16 protein-coding genes and 1 tRNA gene are annotated in these 15208 nt (G+C 54.4%); 9 read left to right on the top strand and 8 right to left on the bottom strand.

Annotated elements, in window-relative coordinates; all coding sequences use genetic code 11:
* Positions 1-67 precede the first annotated feature (67 nt).
* Positions 68-1021 carry a histone deacetylase family protein gene (locus K6123_RS06765; RefSeq protein WP_221795526.1) on the top strand — a complete coding sequence of 318 codons (954 nt, stop codon included), beginning with the start codon at positions 68-70 and terminating at the stop codon, positions 1019-1021.
* Here K6123_RS06765 and K6123_RS06760 read toward each other — a convergent pair.
* Both K6123_RS06760 and K6123_RS06755 read right to left on the bottom strand, forming a co-directional pair.
* Positions 1018-2415 (bottom strand): MFS transporter, encoded by a 1398-nt coding sequence (locus tag K6123_RS06760; RefSeq protein ID WP_221795523.1) that lies wholly within the window; start codon positions 2413-2415, stop codon positions 1018-1020. The two genes, K6123_RS06765 and K6123_RS06760, sit on opposite strands and share 4 nt — an antisense overlap.
* 207 nt (positions 2416-2622) lie before the next feature.
* Positions 2623-2713: transfer RNA gene (locus K6123_RS06755), tRNA-Ser, on the bottom strand.
* Between the two features lie 171 nt (positions 2714-2884).
* Between K6123_RS06755 and tusD the strand changes: the two genes are divergently transcribed.
* From tusD to K6123_RS06730, 5 genes are read left to right on the top strand one after another with little or no spacing between them, the layout of a single operon-like run.
* Entirely contained in the window at positions 2885-3274 is a 390-nt protein-coding gene (gene tusD, locus K6123_RS06750; RefSeq protein ID WP_221795520.1) for a sulfurtransferase complex subunit TusD, read from the top strand.
* A 1-nt stretch (position 3275) separates the two neighbouring features.
* Complete coding sequence (locus K6123_RS06745) at positions 3276-3629, top strand: DsrE family protein (RefSeq protein ID WP_221795517.1); 354 nt, start codon at positions 3276-3278, stop codon at positions 3627-3629.
* The gene (locus K6123_RS06740) at positions 3629-3901 is read left to right on the top strand and encodes a hypothetical protein (RefSeq protein ID WP_221795515.1); all 273 of its coding nucleotides are present in this window, start codon (positions 3629-3631) and stop codon (positions 3899-3901) included. The genes K6123_RS06745 and K6123_RS06740 overlap by 1 nt, the downstream gene beginning before the upstream one ends.
* Positions 3902-3904: 3 nt before the next feature.
* Complete coding sequence (locus K6123_RS06735; RefSeq protein WP_221795512.1) at positions 3905-4228, top strand: TusE/DsrC/DsvC family sulfur relay protein; 324 nt, start codon at positions 3905-3907, stop codon at positions 4226-4228.
* Positions 4225-5223 carry a glycosyl transferase family protein gene (locus tag K6123_RS06730; protein ID WP_221795510.1) on the top strand — a complete coding sequence of 333 codons (999 nt, stop codon included), beginning with the start codon at positions 4225-4227 and terminating at the stop codon, positions 5221-5223. The genes K6123_RS06735 and K6123_RS06730 overlap by 4 nt, the downstream gene beginning before the upstream one ends.
* A 122-nt stretch (positions 5224-5345) precedes the next feature.
* On the opposite strand, the gene cysG is transcribed toward K6123_RS06730, so the two are convergent.
* The 6 genes from cysG to K6123_RS23360 all read right to left on the bottom strand — a co-directional run bounded on the left by cysG (position 5346) and on the right by K6123_RS23360 (position 13409).
* On the bottom strand, positions 5346-6731 hold the full coding sequence (gene cysG / locus K6123_RS06725) for a siroheme synthase CysG (RefSeq protein ID WP_221795507.1): 1386 nt from the start codon (positions 6729-6731) through the stop codon (positions 5346-5348).
* Complete coding sequence (gene serS / locus K6123_RS06720; protein ID WP_221795502.1) at positions 6728-8011, bottom strand: serine--tRNA ligase; 1284 nt, start codon at positions 8009-8011, stop codon at positions 6728-6730. The genes cysG and serS overlap by 4 nt, the downstream gene beginning before the upstream one ends.
* A gap of 55 nt (positions 8012-8066) precedes the next feature.
* Positions 8067-8453, bottom strand: a complete 387-nt coding sequence (gene crcB, locus K6123_RS06715) for a fluoride efflux transporter CrcB (RefSeq protein WP_221795499.1) — start codon at positions 8451-8453, stop codon at positions 8067-8069.
* A complete protein-coding gene (locus K6123_RS06710) occupies positions 8453-9841 on the bottom strand; it encodes a replication-associated recombination protein A (RefSeq protein WP_221795495.1) in 1389 nt (462 codons plus the stop codon). Before K6123_RS06710 ends, crcB begins: the two co-directional genes overlap by 1 nt.
* Positions 9841-10488: an outer membrane lipoprotein periplasmic chaperone LolA gene (gene lolA, locus K6123_RS06705; protein WP_221795492.1), complete on the bottom strand. Its 648-nt coding sequence runs from the start codon at positions 10486-10488 to the stop codon at positions 9841-9843. The genes K6123_RS06710 and lolA overlap by 1 nt, the downstream gene beginning before the upstream one ends.
* 65 nt (positions 10489-10553) lie before the next feature.
* Complete coding sequence (locus tag K6123_RS23360) at positions 10554-13409, bottom strand: DNA translocase FtsK (RefSeq protein ID WP_221795489.1); 2856 nt, start codon at positions 13407-13409, stop codon at positions 10554-10556.
* 72 nt (positions 13410-13481) lie between these two features.
* Here K6123_RS23360 and aat point away from each other — a divergent pair, with 72 nt between their 5' ends.
* The 3 genes from aat (at position 13482) to infA (ending at position 15203) form a co-directional block, all read left to right on the top strand.
* On the top strand, positions 13482-14219 hold the full coding sequence (gene aat / locus K6123_RS06695) for a leucyl/phenylalanyl-tRNA--protein transferase (RefSeq protein ID WP_221795486.1): 738 nt from the start codon (positions 13482-13484) through the stop codon (positions 14217-14219).
* On the top strand, positions 14216-14917 hold the full coding sequence (locus K6123_RS06690) for an arginyltransferase (protein ID WP_221795483.1): 702 nt from the start codon (positions 14216-14218) through the stop codon (positions 14915-14917). The genes aat and K6123_RS06690 overlap by 4 nt, the downstream gene beginning before the upstream one ends.
* 67 nt (positions 14918-14984) lie before the next feature.
* Positions 14985-15203, top strand: coding sequence for a translation initiation factor IF-1 (gene infA / locus K6123_RS06685; protein WP_028292799.1), 219 nt, complete (start codon positions 14985-14987; stop codon positions 15201-15203).
* The last annotated feature ends 5 nt before the right edge of the window (positions 15204-15208 follow it).

Genomic DNA, 15208 nt, shown 5'->3' with positions numbered 1-15208 from the left:
CTTTAGTTGAGTTGGCCTGAGTGTAACGGCTGGGTACACTGAAAAAAAAGAGTATAAATACGACGATATGAGCACTGGATATTACGCCTTCCATCAACACTTCGGTCATGACACCGGTGAAGATCATCCGGAACAGGCCAGTCGCATCACGGCGCTAGAGGAAGTTCTCAAGGCCACCGGCGTGTGGGACAAGCTGATTATTCACGAAGGCAAGAGTGCTCACCTGCCCGATATTCTGCGCGCCCACAGCAAGGCCTACGTCGATCAGTTGCATCTGATTCAGCCAGAGCATGGCACGATTCTGGTGGATGACGATACACCCATGTCATCCGGCACACTGGAAGCAGCACTCCACTCTGTTGGCACCACGACACAGGCCCTTGATGATGTGCTGAATGGTGTTCATCGCAATGCTTTTGCCGCGATCCGGCCGCCAGGTCATCACGCTGAACGCAAAAAGTCGATGGGGTTCTGTTTCTTTAACAACAGCGCTATTGCCGCTCTGCGGGCAGCTGATGTGCATCACATGCAGCGCATCGCGATTCTCGATTTCGACGCCCATCAGGGCAATGGCACTATTGATATTCTGCAAAATGATCAGCGCTTCCTGCTGCTTTCCGCGTTTCAGCACCCCTTCTACCCTTATACCCACTACGAACAGAACAAGTACACCAACCTGATTAATGTACATCTGCCTCAAGGTGCTGATGGTGAGATTTTCCGCAAGGGTGTGATTGAACAGTGGGAGCCTGCGCTACGCAGATTCGCTCCTGAAGTGATTATCGTCTCGGCAGGCTTTGATGCTCATCGTTGCGATCCGATGGCAGAACTCAATTTCGAAGATCGGGATTTCCTCTGGATCAGTGAATGGATTAACGACTACTGCTTGAAGCGCCGCATTCCCTGGTTGGCAGTACTGGAAGGCGGCTATAATCTCAAGGCATTTGGTACTTCCGCTACGCTGTTTATCGCTGGCATGCTGGCACAAGAGCCGACCCAGCAATCAGAAACAACCAACTAGGCAGGGCGATGCTTCAGTACGGCAGAGCCAATGTCTGACGGCAGCCGGGCGCTGTACCACAGCGCCGGTACCAACATGACTGCAATCAGATAAAAGGCATGCTGAAAATCTTCCGCTAGTGGTGCAGCCGCTGAGCGTCCATCCAGCAGGCAGGCGATACTCAGCATCAAGGCTGCAAAGGCAATCCCGGCTCCCATATTCATTTGCACAACAATCGCCTGCAGCGTATTGGCATCGCGCATTTGTCTTTGCGGCACATCGGCGTAGCTCAGCGCCCCCAGGGTTGTGAATTGCATTGAGCGGTTGGCGCCGCTGATAAACAACACCAACCCAACCAGCCACAATGGCGTCTCGGCAGTAAATTGCGCGATTGTCAGAAAACCTGTCGCGAGCATCAAGCCATTGCCAAGCAAAATAGCCCGAAATCCAAATCGGTTCATTATCCAGGTGGTTGCTGGCTTGATCGCCAGGTTGCCTGCAAACAACCACAACAGCAGCGAGCCGGCCTGAACCGGACTGTAGCCAAAACCAATCTGAAACATCAGCGGCAGCAAAAACGGCGCGGTCGCAATGCAGATTCGAAACATCGAACCGCCAATTGTCGTGGCTCGAAAGGTACCAACAGACAGAGGATCAAGACGAAACAAGGGTTTGGCGGCTTGCTGCAGATAACGACTGGTCAGCCATAGCACCGCCAATCCGGCGAGGATCAGCGTGGCCGCATACCATAGTGACAAATCTTCCCGACTGCACAGTTCAACCCCTGCCATCAACAAGCCGATGCCTGAACCAACCAGTAAAAACCCCTTGTAATCGAAGCTCTGTACTGGCTCCCCTTTGATTGGAATCAAACGCCAGGCTGCTGCAAATGCCAGTAGCCCCAGTGGAATATTCAACAGAAAAATCCAGTGCCAGCTCCAATGCGTTGCAATCCAACCACCAAGAACCGGTCCAATCAATGGCGCGACCAGAGCTGGCCAAGTAAGAATTGCCATAGTCCTGACCAATTGATCCTTTGGCGTGTTGCGAAGCACCACCAAGCGACCAACAGGTACCATCAATGAACCCCCGATTCCCTGGAGAATACGCGCCAGCGTGAACTCCATCAGGCTGGTTGACGCGGCACACAGCAGTGAAGCCGCCAGAAATACACCAATTGCCGAACAGAACACCCGCCGATTACCAAACCGGTCTGCCGCCCAGCCGCTAATCGGAATAAACACCGTCAGCGCAATCAGATACGCCGACACTCCAACCGACAGCCAGGCTGGCGGAACATGAAAATCAGCCGCGATCGCTGGCAGCGCAGTGGTAATGACGTTGGCGTCCAGGATTTCCATGAACAGGGTCCCGGCGATCAACAGAGAAGTCAGCGTGCGGCGTTCAATTGGCATCAGAAGAAATCAACAAAACAGAGCGTGATAAAAGTGGATGACTTTATCGACTAATTTGTCGATGCGGTCGAGCTGTGTTTGTCGAACACCGTGTTGCAACTGGGCTGTCTTTGACTGCATTGCGAAGAATGTGGTCGAAAAGATTGAAAACGAAAGGCTTGAAACGAAAAAACCCTGACTCATTGCTGAATCAGGGTTTTTGAATAGTGGCGGAGGGATAGGGATTTGAACCCTAGGTAGGCTATTAACCTACGCCGGTTTTCAAGACCGGTGCTTTCAACCACTCAGCCATCCCTCCGAACTGGTGCGCATATTACCTGTATTATTTTTTCCGTCAACACTTTTTTTAAAATCAATCAGTTAGAGTGTTTTTTGTGCAATTTCAGCGATTCATGTGAAGCTTGCCCTGCCTTGCAGCCAGGCGCTGAAAATCAGATCATGCGGTTTTATTTTGTCGATGTACGGGCTTATGGCCAGTTTTTCAATTTTACTTACCCGCTCCCCCTTTATTGGCGAATCGCACTTGCTGGCGCAGGAGTTTGTGACTGCGGTTCTTGAAGCGGGCCACGCTATTGATCGGGTGTTTTTCTATCAGGACGCGGTGCTGGTTGCCAACAACCGCATTCAGCCGCCCCAGGGGCAGCAATCCATCGGTGTCGCCTGGCAACAGCTGGCGAGCGAAGGCGGATTTCCGTTGCAGTTATGTATTGCCAATGCCATTCGCCGCGGCATGGCGAATGAGCAGGAAAGCAATCGTTATCAGCTTGATGGGCCGACTATTCTGGCAGGGTTTGAGTTGACTGGACTGGGCGAAATGGCAATGGCAACCAGCCAAAGCGATCGTCTGGTGGAGTTCTGATATGAGTGATAAATCAACTCTGGTTATTGTCAGCCAGCCACCCTCCCCTGAGCCTGAAGCGCTGGAGCTGGCCATGGCGCTGGCAGCCTTCGACCAACAGGTCGGTTTGCTGTTTACCGGCGCAGGCTTGCTGTGGCTGGTGAATGACCTGCAAGCGCGCCAGACAGGAGGCAAAAGTCCGGCACGATTGATCAAGGCGCTGCCAATGTACGACTGTGAGAATATTTATGCCTGCCAGCAGTCACTTGACCAATTGGGTCTGGCTGCCACGAGCCTGTCCGCCCTCGCCCGACTGATTGATTCATCGGCAATCAGCCAGTTAATCCAGCAACACGATCATTGCCTGAGGTTCTGATGACGCTGCATTTAATTCAGTCCTGCAACCCCTTGTTGATTGGTCAGCTAGCCGACGTCGCGGATACATCTGACGCTTTGGTGTTACTGGGCAAAAGCTGCTTGCTGGCTTCGGTATGGCGGCTGGCCTTGCCGGAACTGCCGCTATTCATGCGCAGCAAAGACGCCGAAGTTAACGGCCAACCCGCTGCTGAGGGTGTACAGCTGCTTTCCGATGTTGAATGGGTGGAACTCACCCTGTCGCACAACAAAACCTTGTCCTGGATCGACTGAATCATGACTTCTGACACTATGCCGCCATTGGATAAAGACGGCTTTCTGGTCAATCTGGCAGACTGGTCACCTCAAGTGGCTGAACAGCTGGCAGAGGCGGAAAGCATCAGCCTGACTGAGGCTCATTGGGAGGTCCTCAATCAGCTGCGCGCGTTCTATCAGGAGTTCGATTTGTCTCCGGCCATGCGACCGCTGAGCAAATATCTGAAGGCCCAGCTTGGCCCAGACAAGGCATCAAGCATTTACCTGTTGCAATTATTTCCCGGCAGTCCGGCCAAAATCGCCGCCAAGATTGCTGGCCTACCCAGACCGGAGAACTGTCTGTGAGCAATACCAGCCCGATTAAGGAAAAACACGCACTGGCGGAATACGTCCGTATCCTGGCCCGTGGCAAAAACGCCAGCCGCAGCATGACGTTTGATGAAGCCAAATACACCATGGGCGAACTGGTTGCTGGTCGTTTTGAACCTGAACAGCTGGGTGCCATCCTGATGCTGTTGCGCGTCAAGGAAGAGACGCCGGAAGAACTAGCGGGCTTTGCCGCTGCGATCAATGACATCTGGCCCGAGGTTGACGCCGAACAGAAATTCGACCTGGCCTGGCCAAGCTATGCCGGCAAGCGGCGCCAGCCATTCTGGTGCTTGTTGTCAGCCATGCTGTTGAATCAGATGGGTTATCGCATCCTGTTCCACGGCAGCACCGCTCATACCGAAGGCCGGATTTATCTGCATGAAGTATTCGAGCAGCTGGGGCTGCCCCAGCTAACCAGCCTGCAGCAACTGGCGGATGCGCCATCGCTGGCCTACCTGCCCTGCAGTGAAATCAATCCGGTGTTTCAGCGCTGGTTATCGCTGAAAGCGATTCTGGGCGTGCGCTCACCGATTAACACCTTGCTGAAAACCATTGCGCCAGCAGATACGCCATCCGTACAGGGAATCTTCCACCCCAACTACTCTGAAACCCATACCGGCGCTGCCCATATCAACGGCAACGACATGCTGGTAATCAAGGGTGAAGGCGGTGAATTCGAAGTAAACCCTGAACGGGCTTGCGTGGCCCGTTATCATCTCAATGGTGAATCCGGTGAGCTGGTTATTCCGAATCTGCACAGTCATTACGACGACAAACCCAAAAATGAAATCGACACCCATCTGCTGCTCCAGCAATGGCGTGGCGAGTTGGGCAGTCAGTATGCTGAGGAAGCGATCGTAAATACTGCAGCACTGGCGCTGGTTGCGATCCGCAAACAGCCAGAGCAGTTACAGGCGATTATTGAAGAATGTCGCAAGGCCTGGGCGGAGCGCGATAAAGGTCTGCTGTAACAGCCTGCCTAAAAAGTCCCGGCATGCCGGGACCCTACGCATTTTCTGTGCTTCGAGGCGTTTATCGTAACCCCCAGTCCCGGCACGCCGGGACCCTGGGGTTCAAATTCCTATCCTTGCGATCAGGAGTCCAGTTCTGGCCGCCAGGCCAGCTTTCCATGCAGACTGACTACTGAGCCAATAATCGTCAGTGTTGGCGCCTGAATGGTACGTCCTTCGATTAATTCCGGCATGGTTGCCAATGTGCCTGTATGCACCTTCTGATCTGGCAAGGTGCCTTTCTCGACCAGTGCAATCGGTGTGCTGGCATCCATTCCATGGGCGATCAGCTGGCTGCAGATTTCGGTAATACCGCTCAGTCCCATGTAAATCACCAGGGTTTGATTCGGATGAATCAATTCAGACCAGGGCAGGTTGCAGGTGTTGTTGCGCAGATGGCCAGTAACAAACCGCACGCTCTGGGCGTGATCCCGGTGAGTTAACGGGATACCGGCATAAGCGGCGCAACCACTGGCGGCGGTAATGCCTGGTACCACCTGAAATGGCACGCCGTACTGGGCCAGCAATTCAATTTCTTCACCACCACGACCAAAGATAAACGGGTCGCCACCTTTCAGGCGCAGCACGCGTTTGCCTTTTTTGGCTTCGTCGGCCAGTCGCTGATTGATCTCTTCCTGCGGCACCGCATGATCACTCATGGCCTTGCCGACATAAATGCGCTCTGCATCTTCAGCAATCAGTGCCATGATTCCGGGCCCGACCAAGCGGTCGTAGAACACCACATCAGCAGACTGGATCAGTCGTAACGCCCGAAAGGTCAGCAAATCCGGGTCACCCGGACCAGCACCAACCAGATACACTTCGCCGCTACTGTGGTCTTTGCCTGCCAATAGCCGTTCAGATAATTGCAGCGCCCGCTCCGGCTGACGCGCCAGAATCAGTTCCGGCACATTGCTGCGCATAAACTTGCGCCAGAAAGCTGCTCGCAACGGAGCTTCCAGACGCTTTTTGACTTCGCTGCGCAGTTCTTCAACCAACTCACCGAGCTGACGAATTTCTTGCGGCAGATAAGCTTCCAGACGCTGCTTCAGGTGGCGGGTCAGTGCTGGTGATGCCCCTCGACTGGAGATGGCAACCATTACCGGCGACCGGTCGATCACGGCTGGAAAAATAAAATCATTGTCTTCGTTATCGTCAACGCGACAGACAAAACAGCCTTGCTGCCGCGCTGACACCGCCAGCGCTTCATTCAGCTCTGGCTGGTCGGTTGCCAGCACCACAAAGGAACCCGGCTCAAACTGCTCGGTTGCCGTTGCTTCACGCACGTCAACCTGAATTGCACCGCGTTGCTCCAGTCGGGCGATATCGACACCGGCCTGAGGCGCGATCAAACGCACCTCGGCTCCGGCTTGCACCAGGGTGTGAACCTTGCGACTGGCGACTTCACCGCCACCGATTATATAAAAGGGTCTTATGTTGCCTTTCAGAACCAGTGGCAATGTCATCATGCTTGCAGCACCTCAATACCGCCCATGTAAGGACGCAGAACGTCAGGAACCACCACAGAACCATCCGCTTGCTGGTAGTTTTCCAGAATCGCAACCAGTGTGCGACCTACCGCCAGGCCGGAGCCATTCAGGGTATGCAGCAGCTCAGGTTTGCCGGTTTCCGGGTTACGCCAGCGCGCTTGCATGCGACGGGCCTGGTAGTCAGTCATGTTGGAACAGGAAGAGATTTCGCGGTACTTGTCCTGGGCTGGCAGCCACACTTCCAGATCGTAGGTTTTGGAAGCAGAGAAGCCCAGATCACCGCCACACAGAACCACCTTGCGGTATGGCAGACCCAGCTTCTGCAGAATGATTTCAGCGTGGCCAGTCAGCTCTTCCAGAGCTGCAACAGACTTGTCGGCCTGGACAAAGTGAACCAGTTCAACCTTGTCGAACTGATGCTGGCGAATCATACCGCGGGTGTCACGACCGTAGCTGCCAGCTTCAGAGCGGAAACATGGCGTATGAGCAACACGACGGATTGGCAGTTCACCATCGTAAACGGCATCGCGCATCAGGTTGGTTACCGGCACTTCAGCGGTCGGAATCAGATAGAAATCCTTGTCGCCCTGAGCCTGCGGAATCTTGAACAGATCTTCCTCAAACTTCGGCAGCTGCCCAGTACCCTGCAGGGCTTCACGGTTCACCATGTAAGGCACATAGGTTTCTTCGTAGCCGTGCTCGTCAATGTGGGTGTTCAACATGAACTGCGCAAGGGCGCGATGCAGCCGGGCGATCTTGCCAGACATTACCGCAAATCGGGTGCCTGCCAGTGAAGTGCCTGCTTCAAAGCTCAGCCCCAGCGGCTCGCCCAGATCAACGTGATCCTTGACCTCAAAATCGAACTTGCCGGGTTCACCCCAGACCAGCACTTCAACGTTGTCGTCTTCGTTGGCACCTTCAGGTACTTCAGCGTTAGGCAGGTTGGGTACCGCCATCAGGAAGTCGCGCAATGCCGCTTCAGCGTCTTTCATGGCTGCTTCGGCCAGCGTGATATCAGAGTCGATACCGCCCATCACCTGTGCCTTGGCTTCGTCTGGCGACATGCCCTGGCCGATCAAGGCACCGATTTGTTTGGAAGCCTTTTTCTTTTCAGCCTGCAGCGATTGGGCGTTGCCAATAGCCGACTTGCGGCGCTCGTCCATTTCCATGAATGCAGCGGAGTCGAACTGGAAACCTTTTTTGGCCAGTGCTGCAGTTACGTCTTCAAGATTGTCGCGAATATATTTGATATCAAGCATGGAATTACGATCCGGGTACCTGGTTAAGGCTAAAAACAAAAAGTGAAAATGGATATCAACCCTGGCTACGGCTAAGGGCGTTGGCCAGTGCCATCCCCAATCCGGTAGCCGCAAAACATCCCAACACACTGACCAGTACATAAGTGCCAAAGGCGACCCAGCGTTCCTGCTGCATCAAGGCAATGCTTTCCAGTGAGAAGGTAGAAAAGGTAGTGAATGCGCCCAGAAATCCAACCATGGCGAGCTGCTTGTAATGCTCGCTACCCCATTGCTGCTGGACCAGGACGACATATGCAATACCGATGACGAAGGAGCCTATCAGGTTCACACTCAGCGTTCCATAAGGGAACGCCTGCCCCATCATGCGGAACACAGTGCTGGCGGTCAGATAGCGCATGATTGCACCCAGGGCACCGCCAATACCAATCCAGATTATTGCCATCAGTACTCCCCTTTATCGGCTGGTGTATTGGGCTGTTGCGGATAACGCTGGCGTTCGGAGGCCCGATTGAGACCCTCAAGATAGGCCAGCTTCTGACTGATCTTGCCTTCTAGGCCGCGATCCGACGGATAATACAATTTCAGACCTTTCAGCTCCGGCGGAAAGTAGTTCTCGCCGGCGGCAAAGGCTTCGGGCTCATCATGGGCGTAACGATACTCAGTGCCATAGTCGAGCTCTTTCATCAATTTGGTGGGCGCATTGCGCAAGTGCAATGGCACCTCATAACTGGGCTGTGAAGCCACCAGAGCCAATGCTTGCTTGTAAGCCGAATAAACCTTGTTGCTCTTCGGTGCTGAAGCTATGTAGGCAACGGCCTGGGCCAGACATAACTCACCTTCCGGCTGGCCCAGTCGCTCAATGGCATCCCAGGCCGCCAGACACAAAGGCAAGGCGCGTGGATCAGCATTGCCAACGTCTTCACTGGCCATGGCGACAATGCGACGGGCGATATAGAGCGGATCGCAGCCGCCGTCGATCATCCGTGCCAGCCAGTACAGTGCCGCATCCGGCGCCGAGCCGCGTACGGATTTGTGCAGCGCCGAGATCTGGTCGTAAAAGGCTTCGCCGCCCTTGTCGAAACGCCGGGCGGCCGTTCCGGCAATGGTGTTAACCGCTTCCAGGTCAAGCGGCTGACCGGCTGCCAGCTGCACTGCGTATTCCAGCTGATTCAGCGCCCGGCGGGCGTCGCCGTCCGCCAGCAAGGCAATCCGCTCCAGCGCACCTTCAACCGCCGGATACTGAATGTCGCCATCCTGCAGCAAGCGCTGCTCGGCCTGCTGCAAGATGGTCCGCAAGTCGTCTTCGGCAAGGCTTTTCAACACATAAACCCGCGCCCGCGACAGCAGAGCGTTGTTGAGTTCAAACGACGGGTTTTCGGTAGTCGCACCGATAAAAATCACCGTGCCATCTTCAACGTGAGGCAGAAAGGCATCTTGCTGGGATTTATTGAACCGATGCACTTCGTCGATAAACAATACGGTGCGTTTGCCCATGGTGCGATACTGCCGCGCTTGCTCAACCGCTTCACGAATATCCTTGATGCCCGCCATGACCGCACTCAGGGTGACGAAGCGAGCGTCGATATAGTTGGCAATCAGCTTCGACAGTGTGGTTTTGCCAACGCCCGGTGGACCCCAGAAGATCAGCGAATGCAGCTGCCCGGCTTCGAGCGATTGGCGTAGCGGCGTGCCGGGGCCGACCACATGCTGCTGACCAATATATTGATCCAGCGTGGTCGGGCGCATGCGTGATGCCAGCGGCTCATAGCCACCGGATCTGGAGCTATTGGCCTGAGTCTGGCCAAGTTCGCCGAACAAGTCTGAATTCATCAGAATTCGGTCCGCGCATCAATCACGTCAGCACCTTCCGGTACGTCAAACACAAACGCCATGCGGTCCAGTTTGACGTTGCGCTCAACGTTATTCAGTTTGATCAGCGTCAGCTGGCCGGTCGCGTCCATGATTCGCATTTCCTGCAAATCATTGCCGTTGTAGCCAAACTCCAGCGCGGTAAACAGCTGGCTGTGATCTTTTGGGGTCAGGCGATAAACCATCAGGCCATTGCGAGAGAAACGCTCAACATCAAAGTTGCTGGCAACTTCATCCGCTTTGCCACTCAGCAATAACGCCGGGGTTTCCTGTACTTTCATCTCCAGATTGCGAATGGTGACCTGTTCCAGATCTTCGTCAAATACCCACAACACTTCGCCGTCAGACACCACCAGTTGCTGAAATGGTGGTGCGGTTTCCCAGCGCAGCTTTCCCGGTGTGGCAAGCGCCAGATGACCCGTGACCGCCTGCAATTGTTGCCCCTGTGCATCCGTTACTGTCTGGCTGAAATCAGCCGTCAACGTAGTGGTGCCACCAAGACGCTCAACGAATCCATCCAGAGCGGATTTTGGCTCTGCCGCCAGGCTGGCAACACTGGCCACTAACAACATAAAGGACATCAAAAAGCGTTTGCTGCCAGCTAACATATTTGGCAATTTCCTGTTCCGTTTTTCTGATTGATCGTGAATAAACAAGCGGGTTCCGAAAAGACTCAGGGCATTTCCGGTGGCGGTGGCGCCAGAACCTCACGGCTGCCGTTGTGAGCTGGCGGTGAAACCACGCCAGCGGCTTCCATCGATTCCACCAGGCGCGCAGCACGGTTATAACCAATGCGCAATTTACGTTGTACGGAAGAGGTCGAGCATTTGCCGGTTTCGGTCACAAAGGCCACAGCCTGATCAAACAGCTCATCCTGTTCGTCACCACCACTGACAGCGCCACCCTCTCCGCCAGCTCGCTCTTCGGCGGTCTGGGTGATTTCTTCGATGTAATCCGGTTCACCACGAAGTTTCCATTCAGCGACCACACGATGCACTTCGTCGTCATCAACAAAAGCACCATGAACCCGTTCTGGCAAGGCCAGCCCCGGCGGCATAAACAGCATGTCACCATGACCCAGCAACTGTTCGGCACCGCCCTGGTCCAGGATCGTACGAGAGTCGATGCGCGATGACACCTGGAATGCGATACGGGTGGGTACGTTGGCCTTGATCAGACCGGTGATCACATCAACGGATGGGCGCTGAGTCGCCAGAATCATATGTATACCGGCGGCCCGGGCTTTCTGGGCGATACGCGCAATCAGCTCTTCAACTTTTTTGCCAACCATCATCATCATGTCGGCAAATTCATCGATCACAATCACAATGTACGGCAGTGGTTCCAGCGTGCGGGGCGTGGTGTCGTAGGACAGTGTGATATCCCACAACGGATCAATCATCGGCGTGCCGGCTTCGATAGCGTCTTTCACCTTCTTGTTGTAACCCGCCAGGTTACGAACGCCAACGGAGGCCATCAGCTGATAGCGACGCTCCATCTCGGCGACCGACCAGCGCAAACCGTTGGCGGCTTCCTTCATGTCGGTAATTACGGGCGTCAACAGGTGCGGAATCCCTTCATACACCGACAGTTCAAGCATCTTCGGGTCGACCATGATCATCCGCAGCTCTTCAGGCCCGGCCTTGAACAGCATGCTGAGGATCATGGCATTGATACCAACAGACTTACCGGAGCCGGTAGTACCGGCAACCAGCAAGTGCGGCATTTTGGCCAGATCTGCCACTACCGAATTGCCACCAATATCATGGCCGAGGGCCAGGGTTAGCGGCGATTTCGACTTGTCGTATTCATTGGAGGCCAGCACTTCCGAGAAAGACACTACCGCCCGGTTTTCATTCGGCACCTCGATGCCCATCACCGACTTGCCCGGAATCACTTCCACTACCCGCACACTGATCATCGCCATCGAGCGCGCCAGATCTTTCGCCAGGTTGGTGATTTTGCTGGCCTTCACGCCCGGTGCAGGCTGAATTTCAAAACGGGTGATCACCGGGCCAGGAGCTACCGCCACTACTTCAATCTTGACGCCAAAGTCAGCCAGTTTCTGCACCAACAGCTTCGACATTTCCTGCAGTCGCTCTGGTGAGAAACCACTTTTCTGGCCCTCCCGTGGCGGGTCCAGCACGGCGATAGACGGCAGTGGCGTTTTTTCCTTGAACAAATTGCCCTGTAAATCCTGCCGGGCGCGCTCACTGACACCAGAATCACGTTTTTCCAGTGGCGTGATTGGAATTTCTGCGGGTGCTGGCGTTACTGCTGCACTTTTGGGAGCTGCAGGAGTTGACGCAGGCGCTGCGACAGAAGCCAGCTGCTGGGCAAGTTCTTTTTTGAACTGGTCTGATCGGGCTGCGGATTCAGGTGCCGCTACCGGCGCAGAATCCTCTTCGTCAACCAGCCAGGGGATTTCATCATCGGTATCATCATCGTCAGCCAGTGTGGTTGCGGCAGGCACAGGCTGGCGGATATTCGCGGCACGACCTGCTGATTCCGGAGTCGAGGCCCTGACGGCCGCTTTGGCCGGTGGCTGAATCACAAGCGGGGCTGGCTCAGAAGTGACCTCCGGGATGTCAGTTACCGTATCCCGGGCTGTGTCGGCTGTCGAAAAATGGCCGCCTGCAATTGGCGCTGAAAGATCCAGCGTTGGTTCCTGACGGTCGTACAAAATCGCCAGGCTGTCACCCGTGTCTGCTGGATCCTCACCATCATCATCTTCTGGTTCTTGTTTGTGGCGCCTTCCCATTCCTTTCAGTCTGGCCAGCAAGCCGAGACGAGGTTGTTCGACGTCTGGTTCCGCAAAATCTGCTTCAAGACTCTCGACAATAACGGGAATGTTGTCCTGTTGTCGTTTTTCCTTTTGCAGCTCTTCCTTTTGCAGCTCCTCGTCATGCTGTTCATAGCGCTGTTCATCAGCTGCCGATTTGCGACGCTCAAACAGCCGAATGACAATCGTGCCGATTCTTTCAAACAGCAATAACCAGGAAAATTCGAGAAACAGCATCAAGCCAAGTGCCAGCATGCCCAGCAGAACGACCACGCTGCCGGGAAAACCAAACAGGGGCAGCAAGGCCTTGAATTCAGACATGCCGACCAGGCCGCCAGCTCCCAGTGGCAACTCTTGCCCGGGCCAGATGCTGATATGAGCCAGACTGCACAAAGAAGACACCGTTAATACCAGCCCGAGCGTACGTAATGCCCAGACGCCATAGCCGCTACGACTGCGTTTTCTGAACATTAACGCCAATTTCGCCAACACCAGCGCAGGCACAGCAAAAGCCAGATAGCCGAGCCCATGAAACAGCAGATCAGCGATGGTAGCACCGACCAAACCTGCCGCATTGCCTGAACTGCGACCAGCAAAGCTTGACCAGCCATCATCAGATGGTGAATAACTACCCAGCGCCATGAACAGCAACAGGCACACCAGAGTCAGGACAACAAACCAGGCATCCTGCTTGCGGCTCCAGCCCATCGGCATTTTCTCTGATGACGAATCAGGAGATTCCTTCATCGGCGGTGTATCCTTTTGCAAATCAATACTATGCGACAATATACGAAGACTTGAGTTTATCACGGATAGCGAATGATTGACTGGCTTGATGAGCGAAGCTCCCCACACTTTCCGGCGACCTCCCGGGCACTCAATGAGCCGGATGGATTACTGGCGGTTGGCGGTGGGCTAACACCTGTATGGTTGCATACTTCCTATCGCCAGGGGATCTTCCCCTGGCCAAGCGATGGCTTGCGCCTGTGGTGGACGCCAGCGCCGCGGGCGGTGATTCTAGCGGAATCATTTCGCATTCCACGTACCATTCGCAAGGAATTGCGCAAAACCCCTTACCGCTTTACCGCCAATCAGGCTTTCAAACGCGTGATCAGCTCCTGTGCCAAAACCCACGACATGGCGGGTGGCACCTGGATTGAGGCGGAAATGCTTGAGCAATACAATCGCATGGCCAAAGCCGGATTCGCCCTCAGTGTCGAATGCTGGTCTCCAAGTGGTGAGCTGATTGGCGGATTTTATGGCATCCGGATTGGCTCAGCCTATTTTGGTGAGTCGATGTTTTCACTGGCAGCAGGTGCCTCAAAACAGGCATTTGCGATTGCCGCCAGTCAGATGTTCGCCAACGGCATTCAAATCATCGACTGCCAGATGAAGACGGATCATCTGGATCGCTTTGGCCTTATCGAACTGAACCGCCAGGATTTCGAACAGCATCTGCATCGGGCAACCCGCACACCGCTGGCACGACCACCCTTGCCTGCCATCCTGAACCACTTCCCGGAACCAGCATCGACCACAAGAGCTAGCGGCTTATGACCCGAATCACCCTGTTAAAGCCGGAGCAATCCCATGATTGCGGATATTTTCCGGATCGTAAGGCGCAAAGCCTGTATGTCGACCCGCGCCAAAAGTGCGACGTCCAGCTACTCACCCAATTGAACCTGAACGGTTTTCGGCGCAGCGGCAAACTGATTTATCGCCCGGACTGCCCTGATTGCAACGCCTGTCAGCCGGTGCGCATTCCCGTGCAGCAATTTCAGCTGAGCAAGCGCTTTCGTCGCATCCTGAGAGGGGCTCGCCACTGGCAAATCGGAATCGAGCTACCCAGTGACAGCCTGTATGGCGATTACGCCAACTACATTAATCAGCGCCACGCTGATGGCAGCATGTATCCGCCCAACAAGGATCAGTTTTACGAGTTTTTGGTGGAAGGCCATCATAATCATCGTTTTCTGGTCGCCAGGGAGAATGGTGAGTTTCGCGCCTGCCTGGTAGTGGATCTGTTTCTTGATGGCTTGTCGTCGGTTTACTGCTTTTTTGACCCGGCTTACGAGAAGCTATCCCCTGGCAGTCTGATGATTCTGAAGACCACCCAGCTGGCGCAGTTGCTGGGTTTACCCTGGCATTACCTGGGCTACTGGATCGCTGGCAGCCGAAAAATGGAGTACAAACAGCAATATCAACCACTGGAAATATATAAAAATGATCAGTGGACGCAGTTTAAAAGTATATAACTTTGATTATTGCCGGGAATTAAGGCAGAATGCGCCCCGCTCTGCTCAATATCTAGACAGGTGATAAATGGCGAAAGATGATCATATTGAAATGGAAGGTGAAGTTATCGACACTCTTCCGAACACCATGTTCCGCGTGAAGCTGGAAAACGGCCACGTTGTGACAGCTCACATCTCTGGCAAAATGCGCAAAAACTATATCCGCATTCTGACTGGCGACAAGGTAAAGGTTGAGTTAACTCCCTACGACCTGAGCAAGGGTCGGATCACTTATCGCGCCAGATAAGAATT

This window comes from Oceanobacter mangrovi, from assembly GCF_019740315.1.
Lineage (GTDB): Bacteria > Pseudomonadota > Gammaproteobacteria > Pseudomonadales > Oceanobacteraceae > Oceanobacter > Oceanobacter mangrovi.
Note: the sequence above shows the minus strand (reverse complement) of the source record. Positions and strands in the feature narration are given on the sequence as shown.

Bases quoted from the DNA above. Each gene is read 5' to 3' on its own strand.
- K6123_RS06765 (WP_221795526.1), top strand. From the start codon at position 68: ATGAGCACTGGATATTACGCCTTCCATCAACACTTCGGTCATGACACC.
- K6123_RS06760 (WP_221795523.1), bottom strand. From the start codon at position 2,415: ATGCCAATTGAACGCCGCACGCTGACTTCTCTGTTGATCGCCGGGACC.
- tusD (WP_221795520.1), top strand. From the start codon at position 2,885: ATGGCCAGTTTTTCAATTTTACTTACCCGCTCCCCCTTTATTGGCGAA.
- K6123_RS06745 (WP_221795517.1), top strand. From the start codon at position 3,276: ATGAGTGATAAATCAACTCTGGTTATTGTCAGCCAGCCACCCTCCCCT.
- K6123_RS06740 (WP_221795515.1), top strand. From the start codon at position 3,629: ATGACGCTGCATTTAATTCAGTCCTGCAACCCCTTGTTGATTGGTCAG.
- K6123_RS06735 (WP_221795512.1), top strand. From the start codon at position 3,905: ATGACTTCTGACACTATGCCGCCATTGGATAAAGACGGCTTTCTGGTC.
- cysG (WP_221795507.1), bottom strand. From the start codon at position 6,731: ATGATGACATTGCCACTGGTTCTGAAAGGCAACATAAGACCCTTTTAT.
- serS (WP_221795502.1), bottom strand. From the start codon at position 8,011: ATGCTTGATATCAAATATATTCGCGACAATCTTGAAGACGTAACTGCA.
- crcB (WP_221795499.1), bottom strand. From the start codon at position 8,453: ATGGCAATAATCTGGATTGGTATTGGCGGTGCCCTGGGTGCAATCATG.
- K6123_RS06710 (WP_221795495.1), bottom strand. From the start codon at position 9,841: ATGAATTCAGACTTGTTCGGCGAACTTGGCCAGACTCAGGCCAATAGC.
- lolA (WP_221795492.1), bottom strand. From the start codon at position 10,488: ATGTTAGCTGGCAGCAAACGCTTTTTGATGTCCTTTATGTTGTTAGTG.
- K6123_RS23360 (WP_221795489.1), bottom strand. From the start codon at position 13,409: ATGAAGGAATCTCCTGATTCGTCATCAGAGAAAATGCCGATGGGCTGG.
- aat (WP_221795486.1), top strand. From the start codon at position 13,482: ATGATTGACTGGCTTGATGAGCGAAGCTCCCCACACTTTCCGGCGACC.
- K6123_RS06690 (WP_221795483.1), top strand. From the start codon at position 14,216: ATGACCCGAATCACCCTGTTAAAGCCGGAGCAATCCCATGATTGCGGA.
- infA (WP_028292799.1), top strand. From the start codon at position 14,985: ATGGCGAAAGATGATCATATTGAAATGGAAGGTGAAGTTATCGACACT.